Annotated in this window: 24 protein-coding genes; 11 read left to right on the plus strand and 13 right to left on the minus strand. The window is 72.5% G+C overall.

The features are described 5' to 3' along the window. Nucleotides 1-64 precede the first annotated feature (64 nt). Entirely contained in the window at nucleotides 65-931 is an 867-nt protein-coding gene (locus tag HMPREF0731_RS23315) for a tripartite tricarboxylate transporter substrate binding protein (RefSeq protein WP_051014802.1), read from the plus strand. 21 nt (nucleotides 932-952) lie between these two features. Here the strand turns inward: HMPREF0731_RS23315 and HMPREF0731_RS16965 are convergent, their stop codons facing one another. The 5 genes from HMPREF0731_RS16965 to hppD form a co-directional block, all read right to left on the minus strand. Next, a complete protein-coding gene (locus HMPREF0731_RS16965) occupies nucleotides 953-1,390 on the minus strand; it encodes a hypothetical protein (RefSeq protein WP_007005407.1) in 438 nt (145 codons plus the stop codon). Nucleotides 1,391-1,415: 25 nt separating this feature from the next. Further along, nucleotides 1,416-2,006, minus strand: coding sequence for a DUF4893 domain-containing protein (locus tag HMPREF0731_RS16970; RefSeq protein ID WP_007005408.1), 591 nt, complete (start codon nucleotides 2,004-2,006; stop codon nucleotides 1,416-1,418). Between the two features lie 93 nt (nucleotides 2,007-2,099). After that, nucleotides 2,100-3,098 carry a Bug family tripartite tricarboxylate transporter substrate binding protein gene (locus HMPREF0731_RS16975; RefSeq protein ID WP_040613805.1) on the minus strand — a complete coding sequence of 333 codons (999 nt, stop codon included), beginning with the start codon at nucleotides 3,096-3,098 and terminating at the stop codon, nucleotides 2,100-2,102. Between the two features lie 111 nt (nucleotides 3,099-3,209). Continuing rightward, nucleotides 3,210-4,340: a Kelch repeat-containing protein gene (locus HMPREF0731_RS16980; RefSeq protein WP_007005410.1), complete on the minus strand. Its 1,131-nt coding sequence runs from the start codon at nucleotides 4,338-4,340 to the stop codon at nucleotides 3,210-3,212. A gap of 116 nt (nucleotides 4,341-4,456) precedes the next feature. Further along, nucleotides 4,457-5,578, minus strand: coding sequence for a 4-hydroxyphenylpyruvate dioxygenase (gene hppD / locus HMPREF0731_RS16985; protein ID WP_007005411.1), 1,122 nt, complete (start codon nucleotides 5,576-5,578; stop codon nucleotides 4,457-4,459). Nucleotides 5,579-5,697: 119 nt separating this feature from the next. On the opposite strand from hppD, the gene HMPREF0731_RS16990 reads away from it, so the two are divergent. After that, entirely contained in the window at nucleotides 5,698-6,192 is a 495-nt protein-coding gene (locus tag HMPREF0731_RS16990; RefSeq protein ID WP_040613806.1) for an Lrp/AsnC family transcriptional regulator, read from the plus strand. 13 nt (nucleotides 6,193-6,205) lie between these two features. Here HMPREF0731_RS16990 and HMPREF0731_RS16995 read toward each other — a convergent pair whose 3' ends face one another. Further along, on the minus strand, nucleotides 6,206-7,174 hold the full coding sequence (locus HMPREF0731_RS16995) for a tripartite tricarboxylate transporter substrate binding protein (RefSeq protein WP_007005413.1): 969 nt from the start codon (nucleotides 7,172-7,174) through the stop codon (nucleotides 6,206-6,208). A gap of 97 nt (nucleotides 7,175-7,271) precedes the next feature. Beyond that, nucleotides 7,272-8,093 carry an aspartate dehydrogenase gene (locus HMPREF0731_RS17000; RefSeq protein WP_007005414.1) on the minus strand — a complete coding sequence of 274 codons (822 nt, stop codon included), beginning with the start codon at nucleotides 8,091-8,093 and terminating at the stop codon, nucleotides 7,272-7,274. 88 nt (nucleotides 8,094-8,181) lie between these two features. On the opposite strand from HMPREF0731_RS17000, the gene HMPREF0731_RS17005 reads away from it, so the two are divergent. Continuing rightward, nucleotides 8,182-9,150 carry a LysR substrate-binding domain-containing protein gene (locus tag HMPREF0731_RS17005; RefSeq protein WP_040613807.1) on the plus strand — a complete coding sequence of 323 codons (969 nt, stop codon included), beginning with the start codon at nucleotides 8,182-8,184 and terminating at the stop codon, nucleotides 9,148-9,150. 7 nt (nucleotides 9,151-9,157) lie between these two features. Here the strand turns inward: HMPREF0731_RS17005 and HMPREF0731_RS17010 are convergent, their stop codons facing one another. From HMPREF0731_RS17010 to nikA, 6 genes are all read right to left on the minus strand, one after another. Next, nucleotides 9,158-10,663, minus strand: a complete 1,506-nt coding sequence (locus HMPREF0731_RS17010; RefSeq protein ID WP_040613808.1) for a DASS family sodium-coupled anion symporter — start codon at nucleotides 10,661-10,663, stop codon at nucleotides 9,158-9,160. Between the two features lie 84 nt (nucleotides 10,664-10,747). After that, nucleotides 10,748-11,563: an ABC transporter ATP-binding protein gene (locus HMPREF0731_RS17015; RefSeq protein WP_007005417.1), complete on the minus strand. Its 816-nt coding sequence runs from the start codon at nucleotides 11,561-11,563 to the stop codon at nucleotides 10,748-10,750. Then, entirely contained in the window at nucleotides 11,560-12,363 is an 804-nt protein-coding gene (locus HMPREF0731_RS17020; RefSeq protein ID WP_007005418.1) for an ATP-binding cassette domain-containing protein, read from the minus strand. Before HMPREF0731_RS17020 ends, HMPREF0731_RS17015 begins: the two co-directional genes overlap by 4 nt. After that, nucleotides 12,360-13,175 carry a nickel ABC transporter permease subunit NikC gene (nikC, locus tag HMPREF0731_RS17025; protein ID WP_007005419.1) on the minus strand — a complete coding sequence of 272 codons (816 nt, stop codon included), beginning with the start codon at nucleotides 13,173-13,175 and terminating at the stop codon, nucleotides 12,360-12,362. The genes HMPREF0731_RS17020 and nikC overlap by 4 nt, the downstream gene beginning before the upstream one ends. Beyond that, nucleotides 13,172-14,110: a nickel ABC transporter permease subunit NikB gene (gene nikB / locus HMPREF0731_RS17030; RefSeq protein ID WP_007005420.1), complete on the minus strand. Its 939-nt coding sequence runs from the start codon at nucleotides 14,108-14,110 to the stop codon at nucleotides 13,172-13,174. The genes nikC and nikB overlap by 4 nt, the downstream gene beginning before the upstream one ends. A gap of 5 nt (nucleotides 14,111-14,115) precedes the next feature. Beyond that, nucleotides 14,116-15,693, minus strand: a complete 1,578-nt coding sequence (gene nikA / locus HMPREF0731_RS17035) for a nickel ABC transporter substrate-binding protein (protein ID WP_007005421.1) — start codon at nucleotides 15,691-15,693, stop codon at nucleotides 14,116-14,118. 140 nt (nucleotides 15,694-15,833) lie between these two features. Here nikA and msrB point away from each other — a divergent pair, with 140 nt between their 5' ends. The 8 genes from msrB to HMPREF0731_RS17075 form a co-directional block, all read left to right on the plus strand. Further along, nucleotides 15,834-16,232, plus strand: coding sequence for a peptide-methionine (R)-S-oxide reductase MsrB (gene msrB / locus HMPREF0731_RS17040; protein WP_007005422.1), 399 nt, complete (start codon nucleotides 15,834-15,836; stop codon nucleotides 16,230-16,232). 430 nt (nucleotides 16,233-16,662) lie between these two features. Then, nucleotides 16,663-17,892 (plus strand): ABC transporter substrate-binding protein, encoded by a 1,230-nt coding sequence (locus HMPREF0731_RS17045; protein WP_007005423.1) that lies wholly within the window; start codon nucleotides 16,663-16,665, stop codon nucleotides 17,890-17,892. An 11-nt stretch (nucleotides 17,893-17,903) separates the two neighbouring features. Further along, nucleotides 17,904-18,857 (plus strand): branched-chain amino acid ABC transporter permease, encoded by a 954-nt coding sequence (locus tag HMPREF0731_RS17050; protein WP_007005424.1) that lies wholly within the window; start codon nucleotides 17,904-17,906, stop codon nucleotides 18,855-18,857. Beyond that, the gene (locus HMPREF0731_RS17055) at nucleotides 18,857-20,623 is read left to right on the plus strand and encodes a branched-chain amino acid ABC transporter ATP-binding protein/permease (RefSeq protein WP_007005425.1); all 1,767 of its coding nucleotides are present in this window, start codon (nucleotides 18,857-18,859) and stop codon (nucleotides 20,621-20,623) included. The genes HMPREF0731_RS17050 and HMPREF0731_RS17055 overlap by 1 nt, the downstream gene beginning before the upstream one ends. Then, on the plus strand, nucleotides 20,610-21,317 hold the full coding sequence (locus HMPREF0731_RS17060) for an ABC transporter ATP-binding protein (protein ID WP_007005426.1): 708 nt from the start codon (nucleotides 20,610-20,612) through the stop codon (nucleotides 21,315-21,317). Before HMPREF0731_RS17055 ends, HMPREF0731_RS17060 begins: the two co-directional genes overlap by 14 nt. 10 nt (nucleotides 21,318-21,327) lie before the next feature. Further along, complete coding sequence (locus HMPREF0731_RS17065; RefSeq protein ID WP_007005427.1) at nucleotides 21,328-22,137, plus strand: N-acyl homoserine lactonase family protein; 810 nt, start codon at nucleotides 21,328-21,330, stop codon at nucleotides 22,135-22,137. Beyond that, nucleotides 22,134-22,853, plus strand: a complete 720-nt coding sequence (locus HMPREF0731_RS17070) for an SDR family NAD(P)-dependent oxidoreductase (protein ID WP_007005428.1) — start codon at nucleotides 22,134-22,136, stop codon at nucleotides 22,851-22,853. Before HMPREF0731_RS17065 ends, HMPREF0731_RS17070 begins: the two co-directional genes overlap by 4 nt. After that, nucleotides 22,850-23,342, plus strand: a 493-nt coding sequence (locus HMPREF0731_RS17075) for an MmgE/PrpD family protein (RefSeq protein WP_040613810.1), incomplete at its 3' end; no start/stop codon positions are given. The genes HMPREF0731_RS17070 and HMPREF0731_RS17075, both read left to right, overlap by 4 nt.

Here is a 23,342-nt window from a genome sequence, read left to right on the forward strand (position 1 = left end):
CGGCCCTGGCCGCCTGGCCTGAGCGCGGCCTGCGGCTGGTGGTGGCCTTCCCCCCGGCGGCGGGGTGGACCGCGTGGCCCGGCTGGTGCAGCCGCGCCTGGCCGAGTTCCTGGGCCAGCCGGTGGTGGTGGAGAACCGGGGCGGCGGCGCCGGGATGATCGCGCTGAACAGCGTGGCCGCGGCGCCGGCGGATGGCCACACCGTGCTGATCGACGACCTCTCCTTCCTGGTGGCGCCGCTGCTGGCGGTGACCGGGCCGGCCGCCTATCCGGTCGGCTTCACCCCGGTCGGCGCCCTGGCGGAGATGCCGGTGCTGCTGGCCGCCTCGCGCCGCAGCGGCATCACCAGCCTCGACGCCTATCTCGACGCGGCGCGGCTGGCCGAGCTGCCGCTGGCCTATGGCACGCCGGGCATCGGCAGCATCGGCCATGTCGCGGGGGCGCTGCTCGGCCGCCGCACCGGGCTGCGCTTCCAGCACGTGCCCTATCGCGGCAGCGCCGATCTGGTGCGCGACCTGGCCGGGGGGCGGCTCGATTCCGCCTATCTGACGCCGGCCGCCTTCCTGCCGCTGGCCGCGGCCGGGCGCGCCGCGCCGCTGGCCATGTCGAGCGGCACCTGGCAGGGGCTGCCGGCCGACCTGCCGCAGCTCGACCGCTTCGGGCCGCAGGGGCGGGAGGAGGAAGGGGCGGGGCTGGCCAACTGGGTTGCCGCCTTCATCCCCGACGAGACGCCGCGCGAGGCGCGGCTGACGCTGGAGGCGGCGCTGGACTACGCGACGCAGGATGCGGAACTGCCGCGCATCCTGGCCGGCTTCGGGGCGCGGCCGGTGGCCGGCACGCTGCCCGGCTTCCGCCGCCGCCTGGCGCGGGAGCTGGCGCTGCTGCGCCGGCTGGTGGCCGAGGCCGGGCTGGACGATGGCGCGGCGGGCTGAGGCCGTGGCGTCAGCCCGCGCTCACTCCAGCGTCTCGTGCCAGGTCACGAACAGCCCGACATCGCCCGGCATGCCGCCAGGGTAGGAGATGATGCGCGCGGCGAAGCCGAAGCCGCCGGGCTGCAGCTCCTCCTGCCACAGGCGATGGAGCTGCCGCGCGGCGCCGGTCAGCGTGCCCTCCCAGCCCGGCAGGGCGTGGTTGATGCGGCGGCCGCCATCGGTGCAGTAGAGGCTCGGGAAGGCGAGCAGCATCACCTCCCGGTCACCATGCTCGAACGCCTTGCGGATGCGGCGCTCGATCCGCCCGCGCTCCTCCGGGGTGAGCGCGTAGTCGTCGAACAGGCGGCGCTCCTCCGCCGCCCGCTCGCGCGCCTGCCGTTCCTGTTCCTCGCGCTCGGCCAGCCGCGCCTTGCGGCGCGCCTCCTTCTCGGCGAGCAGGCTCCCCAGGGTCAGCATCATTCCTCCTCTCCGGCGGCGTGGCGCCTCAGCGGCGCAGGTCGAGCATGTCGAAGCCGAAGCGGGAGACATATTCAAGCCGCAGATGCGACGCCGAGAGCGGCACCAGATAGCCGGCCTGGTCGCGCTCCGGATCCTCGCCATAGCGGCGCGGCCCTTCGCCATCGCCCCAGGCGGCGGCGCCCAGATAGCCCAGCCGCGCCTCGCCGATGTCGTGGAAGGTGCCGGATTGCCGCTGCGAGCCGGTCAGCTTCTCCAGCCGCAGCCCGGCCGCGTCATCGGTGATGCGGCAGCGGAATTCGCCATAGACGGTGACGCCGCGCGGGCCGAACTGGATCGAGCGGCAGCGCCACTCGCCCGCCATGTGGGCCGGGGCCAGGCGCTGCGGCGTGCCGGACAGCGCTCGCTCCAGCACCCGCCGGTCGGCCGGGGGCGCCTCGGCGGCGCGGGCCATGGCCTGTTCGCGCAGCGCGTCGAACCCCTCCAGCCGCTGCCGGCCCTCGGCCGTGAGGGTGGTGGGGAAGCCGCCGCTGGACGTGGCGACACCGGCCAGGACAGGGGGGGCGAGCGGGGCGGCGAGCAGCGCCGCCGTGGCGGCGCGGAGAAGGAAGCGAGCCATCCCCCGGCTTAGGCCGGACGCGCCGCGCTGCCTATCCCCGCCACCCTGGCCGGGCTTCAATCCGCCGCGATCCGCCGGCTCATTCCCCCTGCCTCATTCCAGGGTGATGCCGAGGTCGCGGATCAGCGGCACCCAGACATCGCGCTCGGCCTGCAGCAGCGCCTCGAACTCGGCCGGGCCGCCGGGCAGCGGCTCGATGCCGGTGCCGCCCAGCCGCTCGCGCACCCCGGCATCGGCCAGGGCGGCGCCAAGCATGGCACTCAGCCGCGCCACCACCGCGTCGGGCGTGCGGGTTGGCACCACCAGGCCCTGCCAGGCGGCGGCCTGGAAATTCGGCAGGCCCAGCGCCTCGGCGATGGTCGGCACCTCCGGCATGCTGGGATGGCGGGTGGCGTCGCACACCGCCAGCGGCCGCGCCCCGCGCCCCTCGCGCAGATAGGCGCCGCCCGAGGGGATATCGAGGATCGCCGCCTCGAACCGCCCGGCCACCAGGTCGTTCATCGCCGGGGCCAGGCCGCGATAGGGGATGTGGTTCAGCTCGATGCCGGTCTCCCGCGCCAGCCGCGCCATGGTCAGGTGGTGCGGCGAGCCGATGCCGGGCGAGCCATAGTCGATCCGCCCCGGGGCGCGCCGCGCCGCCTCCACCAGCTCGGCGGCGCTGCGCAGGGTGGAATCCTGCTTCACCGCCAGCGCCAGGGGGAAGCGCGCCATCAGGCCGACGGGGCGGAAATCCTTCGCCGGGTCGTAGGGCAGGCGGGCGAAGAGGGCGGGGTTGAAGACCAGCGTGCCATTGTCGGCGCTGAACAGGGTCATGCCGTCGGGCGGCGCCTTGGCGGCGGCGTCGGCGCCGATATTGGTGGCGGCGCCCGGGCGGTTGTCGATCACCACGGGCTGGCCGAGCTCGCGCGAGAGGGCGGCGCCCAGGATGCGGGCCAGCGCGTCGGTGCCGCCGCCGGCGGGGTAGGCGACGATCCAGCGCAGCGGGCCGGAGGGCCAGGAGGCGGCCTGCGCGCGCGCCCTGCCCGGCAGCGCCAGGGCGAGGGGGGCGGCGGCCAGGGCGTGCAGGAGCTGGCGGCGGTCGAGGGGCGGCATGGGCGTTTCCGTGTCGTTCTTGGCGTGGTTATCGGGGCGTTGTTGGCGTCGCGGCCGGGCGATGCGGCGCCATCGGAGCATGCGCCGCCGCGACGCGCCAGGGCCCGCGCCCTATCCCAGGGTGAAGGCCTCATGGATCGAGGACTGCACCGAGCCGCCCAGCACCGCGCCGCCGCCGGCGACGTAAATCCAGTCGCCGATGGCGGCGGCGGCCACCGCATGGCGCGGCGTGACCATCGGCGCATGGCGCTGCCAGGAATCCGCCTCGGGGTCGTAGCTTTCCATCTGGCCGAACACCTTCGCCACCACGGGCTGGCCGTTCCGCAGGATGCCGCCCTCGCCGCCCATGCACCAGAGCCGGCCGCGATAGACCACCATGCCATGGCCGGAGCGCTCGGTCGGCATCGGCGCGCGTTCCTCCCAGCTGTCCTGGCCGGGCAGATACACATGGTGCATCGCCGTGTTGTACTGGAAGGTGTTGAAGCGCCCGCCCACCACATGGATGCGCCCCGCATGCGCCACGCAGCCGACATGGTCGCGCGCCGCCGGCAGCGGGCGGCGCAGCTCCCATTTGTCGGCCGCTGGGTCATAGACCTCGTGCCAGGCGATGCTGGCGCGCTCCGGCGCCGGGTCCGTGGCGCCGCCGATCAGATGCAGCTTTCCGTCCAGCACCACCGCCGCGGCGGCGCCGCGCGGCCGCGGCAGCGGCGCGATGCTCTGCCAGCGGTCGCCGGCGATGTCGTAGAAGAAGGCCTTGTCGTCGCAGAGGCGGTTCTGCTGGATGAAGCCGCCCAGCGCATAGACGCGGCCCGCATCGGCGGCGACCGCCACATGGTTGGCGCCGCGCGGCAGCGGCGCCGCGTCGAACCAGCGGTCGGTGGAAGGGTCGTAGATCGAGTGGTAGGCGCGGTCGAACCGCCCCTCGCCATAGCCGCCGACGACATGCATGCGGCCCTGCCAGGCGGTGGCCCAGGCCATTTCGCTGCGCGGGATCGGCATGGCGGCGCGCGCCACCCAGCGGCCTTCCGGCCCGGCGGGAGCGGGGCTGTCGAAGACGCGCTGCGCCTCCTGCGCCGGCGTCAGGTGGTGCGGCGCGCCGCCCTGGAAGACATTGTGATAGGGGTCGGGGGAGGGCAGCGCCTCGCGCAGCGAGGGGCCGTGCCCCGCATGGCCCTGGGCCCGCGCCAGGGCGGGGGCGGCCAGCAGCCCGGCCGCGCTGCCGATCAGGTGACGACGCTTCATCGCTGCTTCCCCGCGTTTCCCTGGCGCCACGCCGCGCCGCCGGCCGAGTATCGGGGCCGGCCCCGCCATGTCAATGCGGGGCCGCAATGGACGGCGCCGTGTCGCGGCCGGGGGCCCTATTCGGCGGCGGCGCGGCTGGTGGCGGAGAGCACGCCGCGGCGGATCTGGTCCTCCTCGATGCTCTCGAACAGCGCGCGGAAATTGCCCTCGCCGAAGCCGTCATCGCCCTTGCGCTGGATGAACTCGAAGAAGACGGGTCCGATGACATTGCCGGAGAAGATCTGCAGCAGCAGCCGGGCCTGCTTGTGCTCCACCACGCCCTCGCCATCCACCAGGATGCCGTTCTTCTTCAGCCGCGCCAGATCCTCGCCATGGCCGGGCAGGCGGGCATCGACGCGCTCGTAATAGGTGTCGGGCGGCGCCGGCATGAAGGCCAGGCCGGCTTCGCGCAGCCCCTCGATGGTGGCGTAGATGTCGTCGCAGCCGCAGGCGATGTGCTGGATGCCCTCGCCCTTGTATTCCCGGAGGTATTCCTCGATCTGGCTTTCCTCATCGGCGCTCTCGTTCAGCGGGATGCGGATGCGGCCATCCGGGCTGGTGAGCGCGCGGGAGAACAGCCCCGTATACTCGCCCTTGATGTCGAAATAGCGGATCTGCCGGAAGTTGAAGAGCTTGGCGTAGAACTCGTACCAGACATCCATGCGGCCGCGATGCACGTTGTGCGTCAGGTGGTCGATGTAGAACAGCCCGGCGCCCTGCGGCGCAGGCTCGCGCTCGCCCAGCCATTCGAAGCCATTGTCGTCATAGACCGAGCCGGCCTCGCCATAACGGTCGACGAAATAGAGCAGGCTGCCGCCGATGCCCTTGATCGCCGGGATGTCGAGGGTGAGGCCCCCCTCCGCCGGCTCGGCGCCGAGTTCCAGCGCGCGGCGATAGGCGTGTTGCGCATCGACCACGCGGAAGCCCATGGAGGGCACGCTCGGCCCGTGCAGCGCGGCGAAGCGCGTGGCGTGGCTGCCCGGCTCCTCATTGACCAGGTAGTTGATGTCGCCCTGGCGGTAGAGCGTCACCTTCCGGTGCGGGTGCCGCGCCACCGCGGTGAAGCCCATGCGGCGGAACAGCGCGTGCAGCTGCGCGGGCTCGGGATGGGCGTATTCGACGAAGGCGAAGCCATCCGTGCCCATCGGGTTGTGCTCGGAGAGGCTGGGGCGCGGCGCGTCATGCGGGAAGGGGCCCATGGAAGTCTCCTGCCAGTTCGTGGTTCCGGCCAGGATAGGCGCGGCCCCTTGCACGGAGTGTGCAAACCGCGCCCGCTGCGGCAGGATGGTGCATGGATCATGCATGGAGGGCCCGGATCATGCACGGAAGCGTCGAGCTGGACGGTTTCGACCTGCGCCTGCTCGCGGCGCTGCAGGAGGAGGCGCGGCTGACCAACCAGCAGCTGGGCGAGCGCATCGGCCTCTCCGCCTCGCAATGCTCGCGCCGGCGCGGCGCGCTGGAGGCGGCCGGGCTGATCCGCGGCTACCGCGCCGAGCTGGCGGCGGAGCCGCTCGGCCTGCGGGTGCTGGCCTTCATCCAGGTCACGCTCTCGGCCCATAGCGGGGAGAATTCGCGCCGCTTCCGCGCCTTCCTCGACAGTGTGGAGGAGGTGCAGGAAGCCTATGCGCTGACCGGCGACACCGACTACCTGCTGAAGGCCTGTGTCACCGACCTCGCCGCCCTGTCGCGCCTGGTCAATGAGGTGCTGCTGGCGCATGACAGCGTGGCGCGGCTGCGCTCCTCCATCGTGCTGGAGCGGCTGAAGCAATCGGCGCGGCTGCCGCTCGGCGCCTTGCGGCGGCCCGGCGGCTGAGCCGCGCCTTGCATCAAGTGGCCTTGATGCCGGCCTTCTGGATCACCGCTTCCCATTTGGCGATCTCGGCGCGCAGGAAGGCGGCGCTGCTCTCCGGCGTGCTGTCGGTGACCACATCCATGCCCTGGGATTGCAGGGTGCGGTTGTGGCGCGGATCGGCCACCACGGCGTTGATGGCGGTGTTCAGCCGGCGCACGATCTCGGGCGGCGTGCCGGCGGGGGCCAGCACCATGTGCCAGGTGAAGGATTCATAGCCCGGCACCGTCTCGGCCACCGTCGGCAGGTCGGGGTAGAGCGGCGAGCGCTGCGCGGCGGTGATCGCCAGGCCGCGCGTCTCGCCGCGCTGGATGAAGGGCATGCCGCTGGAGACGACATCCAGCATCATCGCCACCTGGCCGCTCAGCAGGTCGGGCATGGCGGCGGTGGAGCCGCGATAGGCGACATGCGTCACCTCCAGCCCGCCGGCCATGGAGAGCAGCAGCTCGGTCGCCAGATGGATCGAGCCGCCATTGCCGTTGCTGGCGTAGTTGAACTTGCCGGGGTTGTTGCGGAACAGCGCCAGCAGCTCCGGCAGGGTGCGCGCCGGCACGTCGCGGTGGACCATGACGACATTGTGGATGCGGCCGATATGCGCGACCGGCTGGAAATCCGCGATCGGGTCGAAGGGCAGATGCGGGAACAGCGCCCGCGCCACCGCATGCCCCACCGTGGTGTAGAGCAAGGTGTGGCCATCCTTCGGCGCCTTGGCGACGGCGTCGCTGGCGACGATGACGCCGGAGCCGGTGCGGTTCTCCACCACCACCCGCTGGCCGAGGCTGCGCGACAGCTCATCGGCGACCAGGCGGGCGGGCAGGTCGGTCGGCCCGCCGGCGGAGAAGGGGACCAGCAGCCGGATCGGCTGGCTGGGCCAGGCCTGGGCGCGGGCCAGGCGGGGCAGGAAGAGCGGCGCGGCGGCGGCGGCCAGAAGCTGGCGGCGTTGCATGGGCGGTATCCCGGTCCGGTTGTGGACCCTGTGCCTGGCGTGGCTTTTTGTCCGTCGCGGGCGCGGTCGTTGCCGCGCCCGGTCGTCTGCGCCGGGATCAGGTCCCGACGCGCAGCGGTGCCCGCAGCTTGCGCAGGCAGGCGATCACCGAGAGCGCGGTGATCTTGCCCGTCTTCGGATTCTCCGACGGGATGTTCTCGATGGTCATGGAGAAGCTGGCCGAATCCGCCTCCACCTCGATGCGGTGGGTGTTGCGGGTCAGCGCCGGGTCGGCCCAGATCTCCAGCGTCGTGCGGTCCGGCCCGATGCCGGCGAGCGACAGCGCCACCGCGACGTTGAGATTGGCCGGGAAACCCACCGCCGCCTCGCGCGGTGTGCCGTTGAAGATGCGCAAGGGCTCGCGGATGTCGTCGATGGCGATGTTGTGCTCGACCAGATAGGGCGCGCCCACCAGGCCGCGCACCGGCTTGCGGGTGACCATGCGCACGGCGCGGATCTCGCCCTCGGCGGCGGCCAGCACGGCGTCGAGGCCGAGCAGAGCGCCGGTCGGCACGATGATCTGCCCCTCGGTCTGGCGCGCCAGCTCGATCAGCATCTCATGCTGCAGCAGGGCGCCGGCGCTCAGCACCACCACCGATTTGCCGGCGGCGAGGAAGGGCTCGGCGATCTCCGGCAGCAGCGCGGCGGGGGCGCATTCGATGACGAGGTCGGCCATCGGCTCCAGCGCCGCGATCTCCAGCACCGGCACCGGGCGGCGCAGGGTAGAGAGGCGCGCGGCGGCCGCCTCCCGGTCGCGGGCGGAGACGGCGACGAGCTCGCAGCCAGGAATGCCGGCATCGAGGGCGCGGGCGACCTGCAGGCCGACGGCGCCGAGCCCGGCGATGGCGATGCGGAGCGGAGGCTTGGCCAAGGCGATCATCCCGGAATTGTCCTGCCGCCATCACAGCGGCGCCGTGCCGGGGCGACAACCGAATTTCCCGCCCGCCATGGATGCGCTAGGCTCATGCATGGCCCGCCGCACCCTGCCACCCTTGAACGCCCTGCGCGGCTTCGACGCCGCCGCCCGCCATCTTTCGTTCAGCCTGGCGGCGGCGGAGCTGGGGCTGACCCAGGGCGCGGTCAGCCGGCAGGTGCGGGCGCTGGAGGAATGGCTGGGCCAGCCTCTGTTCCGCCGCCTGACCCGCCGCGTTGAGCTGACCGAGGCCGGGCGGGCCTTGGCGCGGCTGGCGGCCGAGACGCTGGGCGCGCTGGAGGAGGGCGCCACCCGGCTGCGGGGCGGTGCGGCGCGGCAGCGGCTGGTGCTGGGGGCGCTGCCCAGCATCACCTCGGCCTGGCTGATGCCGCGGCTGGACCGCTTCGCCCGCCGCCATCCGGAGCTGGAGCTGCGGCTGCTCTCCTCGATCGAGCCGGCGGTGCTGGCGCCGGGGGTGCTGGACCTCGCCATCCGCGTGGGCAAGCTGCCGGGGCGGCGCTACCAGCCGGGCGCGCCGCGTGTCGAGCTGCAGATGGTGGCGGGCTGGGAGGGGGTGGTGGCCGAGCCGCTCTTCCCGGACGTGCTGGTGCCGGTCTGCCGGCGCGACCTGCTGCCGGGCGGGCGGCCGCTGGCCGCCGCGGCGCTGGCGCAATTGCCGCTGCTGCACACCACGACACGCCCCCACGCCTGGCCGGACTGGCTGCGCGCGCAGGGGGTGAAGCGGATCCCGGATCCCGGAGCGGGGCCCGGCTTCGGCCATTTCTTCATGGCGCTGGAGGCGGCGCGGCGCGGCGAGGGGGTGGCACTGCTGCCCGATATCCTGCTGCCGCCGCTCGCCGAGGGCGGCGCGCCGGAGGGGCTGGTGCGCGCCAGCACCGCGCGGATCGGGAGCGCCGGCGACTATGCCCTGCTGCTGCCGGCGGCGCGGCTGGCCGAGCCCGGCCTCGCCGCCCTGCGCGCCTGGCTGCTGGAGGAGGCGGCGGCGATGCGCGCCGCCGCCTGAGGTCGCCTCACCAGAAGCCGAGCAGCTTCCACCACAGCATGCCCAGCGTGGCGAAGATGATCAGCTCGCCCACGCACATGACGAAGCCGACCCGCCACCATTCGCCGAGCGGCACATAGCCGCTGCCGAAGATGATCGGCGAGGTGCCGGTCGCGTAATGCGTCAGCGTCATCATGATGGTGGAGCCGGCGACCATCATCAGCAGGAAGGGGATATGGTAGTCGGCCGGCACCAGCTGCACGCCGACCGTCAGGAAGGCCAGCATCATGGCGCTGATATGCGCCGTCGTGCTGGCGAAGAAGTAGTGCGAGAAGACGAAGAGCAGCACCAGCAGCCCCGCCGCCAGCTCCCACCCCATGCCGGCGGCGATGATGCCGTCGCGCAAGCCGGCGGAGAACCAGGCGATGACGCCGGTCTTGTTCAGCTGCTCGGCCATCATCACCAGCGCGCCGAACCAGATCAGCGTGTCCCAGGCGCTCTTCTCGGACAGCACGTCGTCCCAGTCGATGGTGCCGGTGATGATCAGCGCGAACAGCCCGACAAAGGCCACCGCCGTCGGGTCCAGGGTGAAGGCGGGACCGAACAGCATGGCCGGCACATTCGCCCACAGCACCAGCAGCAGGCCGAAGGTGCCGATCATCACCTTCTCCGGCCCGGTGAGCGGGCCCATGCGGTGCAGTTCGCCCTTGGCGTAATCCACGGCGTGCGGCGTCGCGCGCATCTCGGGCGGGGAGAGCAGCATCAGCGCCAGCGGCATCAGCAGCAGGCAGGCCAGGCCCGGCAGCAGCATGCACAGCGCCCAGGTGGTCCAGGACAGGTGGAAGCTCTGGTTCGTCACCCGCGCGACATAATCCACCACCAGCGGGTTCGGCGCCGTGGCGGTGACGAACATGCCCGAGGTGATGGTGTTGGCGTGGATGTTCACCAGCGCCAGGTAGGAGCCGATCTTGCGCTCCGTGCCCTTGGCCGGGTCGGAGTCGAAGGCGCCGGCGATCGACTTCATGATCGGGTGGACGATGCCGCCGCCGCGCGCCGTGTTGCTCGGGGTGAAGGGGGCCAGCGCCAGCTCGCAGGCGGCGATGCCATAGCCGATGCCCAGCGTGCGGCGGCCGAGCAGCGCGATGAACATCAGCCCGATGCGGCTGCCGAGCCCGGTCTTCTTCAGCCCGCGCGAGATCAGGATGGCGACGACGATCAGCCAGATCAGCGGGCTGGAGAAGCTGGCCAGCGCATCCGCCACCGCGGCGCGGGAGGAGGTGGCGGTGACCTGGGAAAGCGAGACGATGACGATGGCCATCATCGCCATCACGCCGATCGGCATGACCTTGAGGATGATGGCGACGATGGTGGTCAGGAAGATGGCCACCAGCCCCCAGGCCTTGGGCGTCAGTCCCTCGGGCGTCGGGATCGCCAGCAGGGCGAACAGCACCAGCGTGGTGATGATGGCCGGCTTCAGCCGGAACGGCACGGCGTTGTTAAAGTAGATGAACATGGCCCGGATACGCTCGAGCACGGCCTTCCTCCTCCAGTTCCGCGCGGCAAGGTGCCGAGCGCCGGCGAGCCTGTCCACCCGCGGCGGTTGTGCCGCTGGCGGTTTTCAGCGCGGTGTGGTGGAGAGGCCAGCCCGGTGACGGCTGGGTGATGGACGCGCCGGCAGGATGGCGGCGCGCAGCGCGGCCAGCACCGGCGGCGGCGTGGCCGTGCCGAAGGGATCCTCGACCGCGATGGCGCGCCGGTCCTGCATCACGTAGCAGCGATCGGCGAAGCCGCGCAGCAGCCGCAGGTCGTGCGTGATGAACAGGAAGGCGGTGCCGCCCTGCCGGCGCAGCCCGCGCAGCAGGCCGAGGATGCGCGCCTGCGTCTCGAGGTCGAGGCTGTTCACCGCCTCGTCCAGCACCACCAGCCGGGGCGCGGGGGCCAGGGCGCGGGCGATGCAGAGGCGCTGCAATTGCCCGCCACTGAACCGGTGCGCCAGCCGGTCCATGAGGCCGGGCTCCAGCCCGACCTGGCGCAGCAGCGCCGCGACACGCTCGCGCAGCACGGATGGCGAAAGGCGCTCCGCCAGCAGCGGCTCGGCCACCACCTCGAAGGCGGAGAGCCGCGGGCTGGTGGCGCCGAACGGGTCCTGGAACACCGCCTGCAGGGCGCGGCGCCGCACCGGGTCGATGCGGCCGCGCGCCTCGCGCAGGGGCGTGCCCTCGAACAGGATCTCGCCCGCATCGGGGGCTTCCAGCCCCAGCAGCAGCCGGCCCAGCGTGCTCTTGCCGCTGCCGGTGGGGCCGAGCAGGGCGACGCACTCGCCGGGCGCGATGGAGAGCGTCGCGTCCTCCAGCACGGGGACGCGGCGGCGCGCCAGCAGCCCGCCCTGGCGATAGGCGTGGCGCAGGCCGCGCGCTTCCAGCAGCGGGGTCACGCCGGCAGCGCCTCGGCCTCGGCCAGCGCCTCGCCATACAGCGCGAGGTGCGCCGCCATCAAAGCGCGGCTGTGCGGGTGGCGGGGCGCGGCAAAGAAATCCTCCACGGCGGCCCGCTCGACGATGCGGCCCGCCTGCATCACCGCCACCTCGTCGGCCAGCCGCGCGGCCACGGAAAGGTCGTGCGTGACCAGCAGCAGGCCGATGCCGCGCTGCCGCACCATCGCCTCCAGCAGATCGAGGATCTGCGCCTGCACGATCAGGTCGAGATCGGTGGTCGGCTCGTCGGCCAGCAGGAAGGCGGGCTGCCGCGCCAGGGCCAGCGCGATCATCGCCCGCTGCAGCATGCCGCCGCTGAGCTGCGAGGGGTAGAGCGGCAGCACCGCCTGCGGCGCGTCGAAGCCGACCTCGCGCAGCAGCGACGCCGCCCGGTCGCGGGCCGCGCCGCCGCGCAGCCCGTCGCAGGCCAGCGTCTCCAGGAAGTGGCGGCCGATGGTCACCAGCGGGTTGAAGCCGCCGCGCGGCGCCTGCTGCACGAAGCCCAGCACGGCGCCGCGCAGCGCCGCCTGCGCCCTGGCGTCCTGCGCCACGCCGTCCAGGCGCAGCGTGCCGCCCCTTTGCCGCACGCCCGGCGGCAGCAGGCCGAGCAGGGCGGCGGTGGTCAGGCTCTTGCCGCCGCCGCTGGCGCCGGCCAGCGCCAGCACCCGGCCGCGCCGCAGCGTCAGCCCGACATCGTGCAGCAGCGGAGTGTCGCCGGCGGCCAGGCACAGCCCGTCCATCGAGAGGGTGTGCGGGCTCAATGCGCCGCCCCCCGCAGCGCCGGGTCGAGGCGGTCGCGCAGCGCGTCGCCCAGCAGGTTGAACGCCATGACGGTGAGCAGGATGGCCGCGCCCGGCAGCAGCACCAGCATCGGCGCGCTGCGGAAGAAGGGGCGGGCGTCGTTGATCATGATGCCCCATTCCGGTGCCGGCGGCGCGACGCCAAGGCCCAGGAAGGAAAGCCCCGCCAGATGCAGCATCCAGTGGCCGAGATCGAGCGAGGCCAGCACGGCGAGCTGCCCGGCCAGCACCGGCGCCACATGCCGCCGCAGGATGGCCAGGCGCGACAGCCCGGCCAGGCGCGCGGCCAGGATATGCTCGCGGCTGCGCAGCGAGAGCGTCAGCCCGCGCACCAGCCGCGCATACCAGGCCCAGTGGGAGAGGGCGATGGCGATGACGACATTGGCGAGGCCGGTGCCCAGCGCGCCGATCATGAACAGGGCCAGCACCAGGGTCGGCACCGTCATGAAGGCGTCGCAGATGCGCATCAGCACCGCATCCACCACGCCCCCCGCCATGCCGGCGGCGAGGCCGACGGAACAGCCGATGGCCAGCACCAGCGCCAGGATGCCGGCGACGGCGGCGAAGGAGGCGCGCGCCCCCCAGAGCAGGCGGGAGAGCAGGTCGCGCCCCAGATGATCGGTGCCCAGCCAATGCGTGGCGGAGGGTGGCAGCAGGCGCTGCGACAGGTCGGTCAGCGCCGGGTCGTGGGGGGCGATCCAGGGCGCCAGCAGCGCCGCGCCCAGCAGCAGCGCCATCAGGCCGAGGGCGAAGGGCAAGGCCAGGCGCCTCATGCCGCGCGCTCCAGCCGGATGCGCGGGTCGAGCCAGGCATAGGCGAGGTCGACCAGGAGGTTGCCCAGCACGAAGACCAGGGTCAGCACGATGACGAAGCCCTGCAGCACCGGATAGTCGCGATTGGTGATGGCCAGCAGCGCCCAGCGGCCGATGCCGGGCCAGCCGAACACCGTCTCCACCACCATGGCGCCGCCAATCAGCTCGCCCAGATGCAGCCCCATGGCGGTGAGCGGCGGCAGCGCCGCGTTCAGCGCCACATGCCGGCCGATCAGCACGCGGCGCGGCAGGCCGCGCGCGGCGGCGAAGCGCAGATGCGGCTCCCCCAGCGTGCCGAGCACCGAGGCGCGCACCAGCCGCAGCATGACGCAGGCCGACATGCAGGCGGTGGCCAGGGCCGGCAGCACCAGGCTGGCGGGGCCGTCGCGCCCCATGGCCGGCAGCCAGCCGAGCGTGACGGCGAACAGCAGCACCAGCAGGAAGGCCAGCCAGAAATTCGGCAGCGAGACGCCGAGGAAGGCGATCAGCCGCGTCGCATGGTCCGGCCAGCGGTCGCGTCGCAGCGCCGCCCAGAGGCCGAGCGGGATGCCGACGGCCAGCGTCACCAGCATGGCGCTGCCGGCCAGTTGCAGCGTCGCCGGCAGGAATTCTCCGAGTTCTTCCATCACCGGACGGCGGGTGAACCAGGAGGTGCCGAGATCGAGGCGCAGCGCATCGGCCAGCCAGGCGCCATATTGCGCCAGCAGCGGCCGGTCGAGGCCGAGTTCCGCCCGCGCGGCGGCCAGCGCGGCATCGGTGGGCGGGATCTGCGCCAGGCGCAGATAGTCCAGCGCCGGGTCGCCGCGCCCCAGCCGCAGCATGGCGAAGAAGCCGAAAGAAACCGCCAGCAGCAGCGGCGGCAGCGACAGCAGGCGGCGCAGCGCGAAACCCGGCATCGCCCTCAGCCGCGCAGCTGGATGCGGTCGAAGGGGATCTCGTAGCGCGTGTCGCCGAAGGGCACGATGCCGAGGCCGCGCCGGTGCACCAGCTTGTTGGTCAGGTGCGAGACCGGCAGATAGACCGCCTGCTCATGCAGCGTGGTCAGCAGCCAGCGATAGGTCCCGGCGCGCTCCGCCTCGTCGGTCGTGACCAGCACATCGCCGATGCGGCGGTCGATCTCCGCCTTCATCGGCAGGCCGCGCTGCGCCTGGTAGTCGGCATGGGCGGGCTGGCGCATCGAGCCCAGATAGGCGTGCGGATCGTAGGGCGCGCCCCAGCTCTCGGTGAAGATCAGACCGAACTCGCCGGATTTCTGCCGGCCGAGATAGGAGGCGCTGTCCTCGCCGCGCAGCCTGGCGGCGATGCCGATGCGCGCCAGATCGCCCTGCACCGCCTCGGCGAGCGATTTGTGCAGCGCGTCGCTGCCGATGAAGCAGAGCTCCAGCGCCAGCTCCCGCCCCTCCTTCTGCCGCACGCGGCCGCCGGGCGGCAGCACCCAGCCGGCCCGCTCCAGCCGCGCCATGGCGGCGGCGCGATCGAGGCGCGGCGCGGTGAGGCCGAGATCGGCATAGGGGAAGTTCGGGGCGAACAGCGCCTCGGCCGGCGGCTCGGTGTCCAGCAGCACATGGCGGATCAGGGCGGCGCGGTCCACGGCCTGGGCGATGGCTTGGCGCACCGCCAGATCGTCGGTCGGGAAGCGGGCCGAGTTCAGCGCCACCAGCCGCGTCGCCAGCGGCGGCGAGATGGCGGTGGTGAAGCGCGGATCGGCCGCGAAGCGGCGGAAGCTGTCGGCATCCAGCTGGTCGGCGCCATAGGCGAGGTCGATCTCGCCGGCCTCCAGCGCCAGGGCGCGGGTGTTGCTGTCGGCCACCACGCGCACCAGCACCTCCTCCAGCGCCGGCGGCGTGCCATGGTAATGCGGGTTGCGGCGGAACAGGTCGTGCTGGCCGGGGCGGCTTTCGGCCAGCATCCAGGGGCCGGTGCCGACCGGCGCGTCGATGCCGCCATCCGGCCGCAGCACGCCAGGGGCGGCGAAGCGCAGCGGGCGGATCAGCGCCAGCTCCATCAGCGCCGGATAGTAGGGGCCGCGCAGCCGCAGCCGCACCGTGCCGGCATCCAGCGCCTCGGCCCCCTCGATCTGCGCCACCAGCTCCAGCCAGGCATGGCGGCTGCGGTCGCGCAGCAGCGCCTCGACATTGGCGACCACCGCCGCCGCGTCGAAGGGCGCGCCGTCGCTGAAGCGCACGCCGGGCCGCAGGGTGAAGACCCAGCCGCGCCCATCCGCCTCCGCCCGCCAGGCGGTGGCCAGGGCAGGGGCCAGGCCGCCGCCCTCGACATAGCGCAGCAGCGGCTCGTAGAGCATGGACTGGGCATACATCTGGTTGGGCGAATAGCCCTGCGGGTGCAGCCGCCCGGCATTGGAGGGCCAGGAGAAGCGCAGCCGGCGCGGCGCCGCCGCGCGCGCCGGGGCGGGCCGGAGCAGGGCCGGGGGCAGAGCCAGGGCGCCGGGCAGGGCCCGGAGCAGGGAGCGGCGCAGCATGCGTCCGGCCTTCCGCAGAGGTATGAAGATTTTGCCAAAAAATCATACCGAGCCGGGCGCGGGCCTGTCCAGCCGGCGCCGCATCTCGCAATGGCGCGCCGCGCCAATACATTGGCAGGGACAGCGAGAAGGATCAGCCCATGGACAAGACCTATCCCGTGATGCGCAGCGACGCGGAGTGGCGTGCCCTGCTGTCGCCGGCGCAATACGCGGTGATGCGTCAGCACGGCACGGAGCGGCCGGGCAGTTGCGGCCTGCTGCGCGAGAAGCGCCAGGGCCGTTTCGTCTGCGTCGGCTGTGGCCAGGCGCTGTTCGAATCGGGCGGAAAGTTCGAGAGCGGCACCGGCTGGCCGAGCTTCACCGAGCCGGTGGAGGGCTCGGTCGAGCTGTATGAGGACCGCTCCTACGGCATGGTGCGGACCGAGGTGCGCTGCGCCGGCTGCGGCAGCCATCTGGGCCATGTCTTCCCGGACGGGCCGCCGCCCACCGGGCTGCGCTACTGCATCAACGGCGTCGCGCTGGACTTCCAGCCGCGCTGAGGCGGCGCGGCCGCCCCTGATCGGGGGGCGGCCGCATCGGCCCCCGGGGGCGGGGGCCGCGGGGAGCCGCCGGCTCCGGCCCGGCCGGGGGAGCAGGCCGCCCCTGGTGGATCAGCCATCGCTGCGATCCGCAAAATTGCCCTACAATCCTACCGAAAATCTTTGAGTCCGCCAGCGTCGCCGCCTGCGGAAAGGGAGATTATTATTCTGTTTTGTATGATTTTTTCGGCAAATTTCCGGCAATCCGTGCCGATTCTTCCTGAAAGATTGTCATATTGACGGCTCCTGAAAACGGGGCCTAGGCTCTCCGCCATCACACGGGATGCGCCTGCGTCGGGGCCGCGCTGCGGCGCGGCCCTGCCGGTCCGGCGCGACAGAAACGCCCGCGCAGACAGGAGCCGGCGGCAAGCCCGGCCTGGAGGAGACGGTCATGACAAGGATCACCCGGCGCGCCCTGTTGGGCGGCGCCCTGGCGGCGCCTGCCTTCATCCAGGCCAGCGCCCATGCGCAGCCATCCACCGTGCGTCTGGCGCTGCTGACGCCGCTCTCCGGCCCCTTCGCCCGCCAGGGCGAGCTGGAGCGGCTCGGCGCCGTGCTGGCGGTGGAGGACATCAACCGCCAGGGCGGCATCAAGGCGCTGGGCGGCGCGCGGCTCGAGCTCAGCATCGCCGACGCGGGCGCCAATGTGGAGCAGGTGACGGCCGCGGCGCAGCGCTTGGTCGCCGATCGCGGGCTGGTCGCCGGCCTCGGCGCCTGGGCCTCCTCCTTCACCCTGGCGGCGACCGAGGTGACCGAGCGCGCCAGGCTGCCCTGGATCACCCTCTCCTGGGCCGACAGCATCACCGAGCGCGGCTTCCACTACGTCATCGCCACCTCGCCGCCCTCCAGCAGCATCATCCCCGCGGCGCTGCGGCCGCTGCTGGCCATGGCCGAGCGCGCCGCCGGCAAGAAGCCCGCCACCATCGCCTGCATCAACGACGACACGGCGGTGAACCAGGCGAACATGAAGCCGCTGCGCGAGGGCGGCTTCGCCCGGCTCGGCCTCAACACCGTGATGGACGAGAATTTCAGCGTGCCGCTCTCGGATGCCGCGCCGCTGATCCAGCGCCTGCGCCGCAGCCGGCCGGACCTGGTGCTGCTCGGCACCACGGCGACCTCGGATTCCCGCCTGCTGCTGCAGACGCTCACCGAATTCGGCCTCGGCCAGGGCAAGGTGCCGGTGATCGCGCCCTCGGCCAATTGGGGCACGCCGGAGATGCTGCGCAACATGGGCGCCACCTATCTGGAGGGCGTCATCGGCGTCGCCGGCAACTGGACCTCGAAGCAGCAGGCGGCGCTGAACCAGACCCTGTTGCAGCGCGCCGGCGAGCCCTGGCTGATCCAGGACACGCTGTCCAATTACGGCCATGTGCTGCTGGTGGCCGATGCGCTGGAGCGCGCCGGCCGCGCCGATCGCGACGCGCTGATGCAGGCGCTGCTGGCCACCGACACCACCGAGGGCCCGGCGAAGCTGTTCCTCGGCGAGCGGCTGCGCTTCGAGCCGAATGGCCGCCGCGCCAACCCGGTCCCCGCCGTCTACCAGTGGAAGAACGGCCGGCCGCTGACCGTGCTGCCCGAGGCGGATGCCGAGGCCGAGCTCTCCTGGCCGCGGCCGGGCTGATCGGCAGCGCCATGAGCTATGCGGGTGAGATCGAGGCCCTGCTGCAGATCCTGGCGGCCGGGCTGCTGCTGGGCTGCCTCTACGGGCTGATGTGCGCGGGCCTCGGCCTGATCTTCGGCATCATGCGGGTGATCAACTTCGCCCAGGGCGACTTCATGATGCTGGCCATGTACACGGGCCTCGCCGGCGTCGCGCTGCTGGCGCCGGGCCGCTCCTGGGCCTTCGCCATCGCCATGCTGGTGGCCTGCGCCGCCGCCGCCTTGTTCTACGGCATTGGCGCCGCGACGCATTGGGCGCTGGTCAGCCGCGTCAGCGGCGCGCGCGCCATCGGCACCGCCGATGCCGGCCATACCGGCCAGCTGATCCTGACGCTCGGCCTGTCGCTGGTGCTGCAGAATGGCGGGCTGATGCTGTTCGGCTCATCGCCCGTCTCGATCCCGAACGAGGCGGCGACGCGCTCCTGGACGATGGAGTTCGCCGGCGGCGACGTCATGCTGTTCATCAACCAGGCGCGCGCCTGGTCGGCGGTGATGGCGGTGGCCGCGGTGCTGCTGGTGATCCTGCTGATGGCGCGCAGCGGCATCGGCCGCCAGCTGCGCGCGGTGGCCAACAACCCGGTCGCCGCGCTCTATATGGGCATCCATGTCGACCGCGCCTTCCGCACCGCCTTCGGCATCGGCCTGGCGCTGACCGCGGTCGCGGGTGTCTGCGTCGCCACCTTCTATCCCTTCCAGGCCTATACCGGCTTCGACTTCGTCATCATCATGTATGCCGGCGTGGTGCTGGGCGGCATGGGCAGCGTCGGCGGCGCCTTCCTGGGCGGGCTGATCATCGGCCTGGTGCAGCAGCTCTCCAACCTGGTGCTGCCGCCGCAGCTGCAGAACACGGCGGTGTTCATCGTCTTCCTGGCGGTGCTGCTGATCCGGCCGCAGGGCCTGTTCGGCCGTGGCGTGGAGCGCGCCTGATGCAATTCCTCGCCCCCTCCGGCCGCCAGCGCCTGGCGCTGCTGGCCCTGCTGCTCGGCGGCGTCGCCGCCACCTTCCTGATCAGCGGCTATGAGCTGCTGGTGATCTCCATGGTCGGCATCTGGGCCATGCTCGGCCTGTCCTGGAACATATTGGGCGGCTATGGCGGGCTGGTCAGCTTCGGCCATGCCGCCTTCTTCGGCGGCGGCGCCTACACCGTCGCCATCCTGTTCCATGATTACGGCGTCACGCCCTGGATCGGCTGCCTGCTCGGCGCCGGCATCGGCGCGCTGCTGGCGGTGCTGATCGGCGCCATCACCTTCCGGCTGAAGGGGCATTATTTCAGCCTGGCGATGCTGGCCTATCCGCTGGCGCTGATCCCGGTCTTCACCTGGGCCGGCTGGCACGAGCTGGCGCTGCCGCTGCAGCGCCAGGACCCGCTGCACTACATGCAGTTCAGCGACCCTCGGGTGATGCCGCTGATCATCCTCGGCGCGCTCGGCATCGCGCTGTTCATCTGCCTGCGCATCGAGCGCACGCGGCTCGGCCTGCAGCTCTTCGCCATACGGCAGAACGAGCTGGCGGCGCAATGCGCCGGCATCGCGACGCTGCGCACCAAGCTGGTGGCCAGCGCCATCTCGGGCGGCATCGCCGGCCTCGCCGGCGCGCTCTATGCGACGGTGGTGCTGGTGGTCACGCCGCATTCGGTGTTCGGCATGCTGGTCTCCGCCCAGGGGCTGATCGTCTCGATGTTCGGCGGGCTGGGCGCTGCCTGGGGACCCGTGATCGGCGCCATCATCCTGGTGCCGCTGGCCGAGATGCTGAACGCCACCATCGGCGCGCGGCTGCCCGGCATGCAGGGCGTGGTCTTCGGCATCGCCATCATGGCGGTGATCCTGTTCCGCCCGCAGGGCATCTACTGGGCGGTGCGCGATCATTTTTTCCGGGAACCGGCCGTCGCGCCCGAGCTGGCGGCGCCGCCCGCGCCGGAGGCGGCGGTGCCGCATCCCGATTATCACGAGGCGCCGGGCGAGGCGCTGCTGGTGGTGCGCGGCGTCTCGGTGCGCTTCGGCGGGCTGCAGGCGCTCTCCGATGTCTCGCTGGAGGTGCGGCGCGGCGAGATCCTCGGCATCATCGGCCCGAACGGCGCCGGCAAGACGACGCTGTTCAACGTGCTGAACGGCATCACCCGCGCCAGCGCCGGCTCGGCGCAGCTCGAGGGCGTGGAGCTGCTCGGCCGCGCGCCGCAGCAGGTCAGCGCCATGGGCATCGCCCGCACCTTCCAGACGGTGCGCGCCTTCCCGCGGCTGACGCTGCTGGAGAATGTCGTGGTCGGCGCCTTCGGCGCCAACAGCGACGATCACGCGGCGCTCGAGGTCGCCCGCGCCATGCTGGAGCGCGTGGGCCTGGCCGACCGCGCGCTGGTGCCGGCCTCGCAGCTGACCAATCGCGAGCTGCGGCTGATGGAGCTGGCCCGCGCCCTCGCCTCCAACCCCAAGCTGGTGCTGATGGATGAGAGTTTTGCAGGACTCTCGAGCGCCGATGTCGAGGTGATGATGCGGCAGATCCGGCGTCTGGCGGCGGAGGGCATGACGGTGGTGATCATCGAGCACACGATGAAGGCCATGGTGCGGCTGGCGACCCGCTTCGTGGTGCTGGACCGCGGCCGCAACCTGGCCGAGGGGCTGCCGGAGCAGGTGGTGCGCGAGCCCGAGGTGGTCTCCGCCTATCTTGGCAAGAAGTGGGTCGAACATGCTGGCGCTTGAGGGGGTCGAGATCCGCTATGGCGGGCTTGTCGCGCTGCGCGACGTCTCGCTGCAGGTGCAGCAGGGCGAGGTCGTCGCCGTGATCGGCCCGAACGGCGCCGGCAAGACCACGCTGTTCAAGGCGATCTCCGGCGTGGTGCCGCTCGCCGCCGGCCGCATCACGCTGGAGGGTGAGCCGCTCGACCGCCTGCCGCCGGCCGAACGCCCGCATCGCGGCATCGCCCATGTGCCGGAGGGGCGGCAGGTCTTCAGCGATCTCAGCGTCGAGGAGAACCTGCTGCTCGGCACCATCGCGCTGCGCGAGCGCGCTTCCGCCGGCCGCAGCCTGGAACGCTGCTACGACCTGTTCCCGGTGCTGCGCGATCGGCGGAGCCAGCTGGCGGGCTCGCTCTCCGGCGGCCAGCAGCAGATGCTGGCGATCGGCCGCGGCATCGCCTCCGAGCCGCGCCTGCTGATGCTGGACGAGCCCTCGATGGGCCTCGCCCCCACCATCGTCGACACGATCTTCGAGGCGGTGCAGCGGCTCAACCGCGAGGCGGGGCTGACCGTGCTGATCGTCGAGCAACGCGCCATCGAGGCGATCGAGGCCTGCGACCGTGGCTATGTGCTCTCCACCGGCCAGGTGGTGATGCGCGGCACGCGGGCCGAGCTGCTGGCCGACAAGGGCCTGCGCGAAGCCTATCTGGGCGCCTGAGGAATTCCGCATGACCGAGACACCCACCTACGAGGTTTTCGCGCTGCGCTACGCGACACGCGAGGCCCGGCGCGCCGAGCATTTCATCGGCGGCGACCCGCATGACGGCCCGATGCCGATGGACTACTTCGTCTGGCTGATCCGCGGCGCGGATCGCTGCATCGTCGTCGATTCCGGCTTCACCGCCGAGGTCGCGGCGCGCCGCAAGCGCACCCATCTGCGCGACCCGATCGACGCGCTGCGCCTGCTGGGCTGTGATGCCGGGACGGTGCAGGATGTGGTGCTGACACATCTGCACTACGACCATGTCGGCAATTTCCACCGCTTCCCGGTGGCCCAGTTCCATCTGCAGGAGGCCGACCTGCACTTCGCCTGCGGCCGCCACATGCGGCACGGCTTCCTGCGCCACTCCTTCGAGGTGGAGGATGTCGTCGGCATCGTCCGGCTGAACTATGCCGAGCGGGTGCGGCTCTACACCGGCCCGGTGGAGCTGGCGCCCGGCATCACCCTGCATCCGGCGCCGGGCCATTCGGCCGGGCTGCAATTCGTCCGGGTGAACACGGCGCGCGGTGCCGTGGTGCTGGCCTCCGACGTGACGCATTTCTACGAAAACATGGAAACCGGCCGGCCTTTCCCCACCTGCGTCAGCATTGCCGATTCGCTGGAGAGCCAGCAGCGGCTGCGCGAGGCGGCGCCGAGCCCAGCGCATATCGTGCCCGGCCACGACCCGGAGGTGATGCGCCGCTACCCCGCCGTCTCGCCGGCGCTGGAGGGCATCGCCGTGCGGCTCGACGTGGCGCCGAGGGAGGCGGGGGCATGAGCGGGCGCGCCATCGTCACCGGTGCCGGCAGCGGCATCGGCGCGGCCACCGTGCGGCGCCTGCTGGCCCAGGGCTGGCGGGTCGCCTGCCTCGACCGGAACGAGAGCGCGGCGCGCGCCGTGGCCGGCGACCAGCCGGTGATCGCCGTCGACGTCGCCGATGAGGCGGCGGTCGCCGAGGCCATCGCGGCGGCCGAGTCCGCGCTCGGCGGCATCGACGCGCTGGCGACCTGCGCCGGCATCTACGACACCACGCCCTTCTTCGACAGCACCGCGGAAACCTTCCGCCGCGTGCACGCGGTCAATGTCACCGGCACGTTCCTGTGTGTCCGCGAGGCCGCGCGGCGCATGCGGCCGGGCGGGCGCATCTGCACCGTGGGCAGTGTCGCGGGCCTGCGCGGCGGCGGCCTCGCCGGCACCGCCGCCTACGCCACCAGCAAGGGCGCGGTGATGGCGCTGAGCAAATCCGCCGCGCGCGAACTGGGGCCGCGCGGCATCGCCGTCAATTGCGTGGCGCCGGGCATGATCGACACGCCCTTCGCCGCCGTGCCGCTCGCCAACCCGGAGATCCGCATGCGCATCGAGGGCATGACAAGCCTCCACCGGCTCGGCACGGCCGAGGAGATCGCCGAGGTGATCGCCTGGCTGCTCTCCCCCGCCGCCGCCTATCTGCATGGCAGCACCGTGGTCGCCGATGGCGGCATGGTGATGCAATGAGCGCGCCGCTGGCCACCCGCCTGGCCGGGGCGGTGCTGCACGCCGCGCCGCCGCCCGGCGCGGCCGAGGCGGTCGCGCTCTGCCTGCGGGATTTCCTCGCCTGCGCGCTGGAGGCGCGGGACACGGCGCCCAGCCGCGCCGCGCGCGCCCTGGCGCAGCAGGAACCGGGGGACGCCACCCTGATCGGCCTGGCGCAGCGCGCCTTGCCGGGCGCCGCCGCCTTCGCCAATGCCGCCGCCGGGCACGGGCTGGTGCGCGAGGACATGCATGCCGGCTCCGGCAGCCATCTGGGCATCGTGGTGCTGCCGGTGCTGCTGGCGCTGGCGCAGCAGCGGCGCGTCGACGGCGCCGCCTTCGCCGAGGCCGCCGCGGTGGGCTACGAGGTCGGCGCGCAGCTTGGCCGGCACATGGTCAATCCGCGCTTCAGCCGGCAATGGCGGCCGACCGGCTGGACCGGCCCGCTGGCCGCCGTGGCGGCCGGGGGCGCGG

Origin of the sequence: Pseudoroseomonas cervicalis ATCC 49957, from assembly GCF_000164635.1 — a bacterium.
GTDB lineage: Bacteria > Pseudomonadota > Alphaproteobacteria > Acetobacterales > Acetobacteraceae > Pseudoroseomonas > Pseudoroseomonas cervicalis.

Bases quoted from the DNA above. Each gene is read 5' to 3' on its own strand.
- HMPREF0731_RS16965 (WP_007005407.1), bottom strand. From the start codon at position 1,390: ATGATGCTGACCCTGGGGAGCCTGCTCGCCGAGAAGGAGGCGCGCCGC.
- HMPREF0731_RS16970 (WP_007005408.1), bottom strand. From the start codon at position 2,006: ATGGCTCGCTTCCTTCTCCGCGCCGCCACGGCGGCGCTGCTCGCCGCC.
- HMPREF0731_RS16975 (WP_040613805.1), bottom strand. From the start codon at position 3,098: ATGCCGCCCCTCGACCGCCGCCAGCTCCTGCACGCCCTGGCCGCCGCC.
- HMPREF0731_RS16980 (WP_007005410.1), bottom strand. From the start codon at position 4,340: ATGAAGCGTCGTCACCTGATCGGCAGCGCGGCCGGGCTGCTGGCCGCC.
- hppD (WP_007005411.1), bottom strand. From the start codon at position 5,578: ATGGGCCCCTTCCCGCATGACGCGCCGCGCCCCAGCCTCTCCGAGCAC.
- HMPREF0731_RS16990 (WP_040613806.1), top strand. From the start codon at position 5,698: ATGCACGGAAGCGTCGAGCTGGACGGTTTCGACCTGCGCCTGCTCGCG.
- HMPREF0731_RS16995 (WP_007005413.1), bottom strand. From the start codon at position 7,174: ATGCAACGCCGCCAGCTTCTGGCCGCCGCCGCCGCGCCGCTCTTCCTG.
- HMPREF0731_RS17000 (WP_007005414.1), bottom strand. From the start codon at position 8,093: ATGATCGCCTTGGCCAAGCCTCCGCTCCGCATCGCCATCGCCGGGCTC.
- HMPREF0731_RS17005 (WP_040613807.1), top strand. From the start codon at position 8,182: ATGGCCCGCCGCACCCTGCCACCCTTGAACGCCCTGCGCGGCTTCGAC.
- nikC (WP_007005419.1), bottom strand. From the start codon at position 13,175: ATGAGGCGCCTGGCCTTGCCCTTCGCCCTCGGCCTGATGGCGCTGCTG.
- nikB (WP_007005420.1), bottom strand. From the start codon at position 14,110: ATGCCGGGTTTCGCGCTGCGCCGCCTGCTGTCGCTGCCGCCGCTGCTG.
- nikA (WP_007005421.1), bottom strand. From the start codon at position 15,693: ATGCTGCGCCGCTCCCTGCTCCGGGCCCTGCCCGGCGCCCTGGCTCTG.
- msrB (WP_007005422.1), top strand. From the start codon at position 15,834: ATGGACAAGACCTATCCCGTGATGCGCAGCGACGCGGAGTGGCGTGCC.
- HMPREF0731_RS17045 (WP_007005423.1), top strand. From the start codon at position 16,663: ATGACAAGGATCACCCGGCGCGCCCTGTTGGGCGGCGCCCTGGCGGCG.
- HMPREF0731_RS17050 (WP_007005424.1), top strand. From the start codon at position 17,904: ATGAGCTATGCGGGTGAGATCGAGGCCCTGCTGCAGATCCTGGCGGCC.
- HMPREF0731_RS17055 (WP_007005425.1), top strand. From the start codon at position 18,857: ATGCAATTCCTCGCCCCCTCCGGCCGCCAGCGCCTGGCGCTGCTGGCC.
- HMPREF0731_RS17060 (WP_007005426.1), top strand. From the start codon at position 20,610: ATGCTGGCGCTTGAGGGGGTCGAGATCCGCTATGGCGGGCTTGTCGCG.
- HMPREF0731_RS17065 (WP_007005427.1), top strand. From the start codon at position 21,328: ATGACCGAGACACCCACCTACGAGGTTTTCGCGCTGCGCTACGCGACA.
- HMPREF0731_RS17070 (WP_007005428.1), top strand. From the start codon at position 22,134: ATGAGCGGGCGCGCCATCGTCACCGGTGCCGGCAGCGGCATCGGCGCG.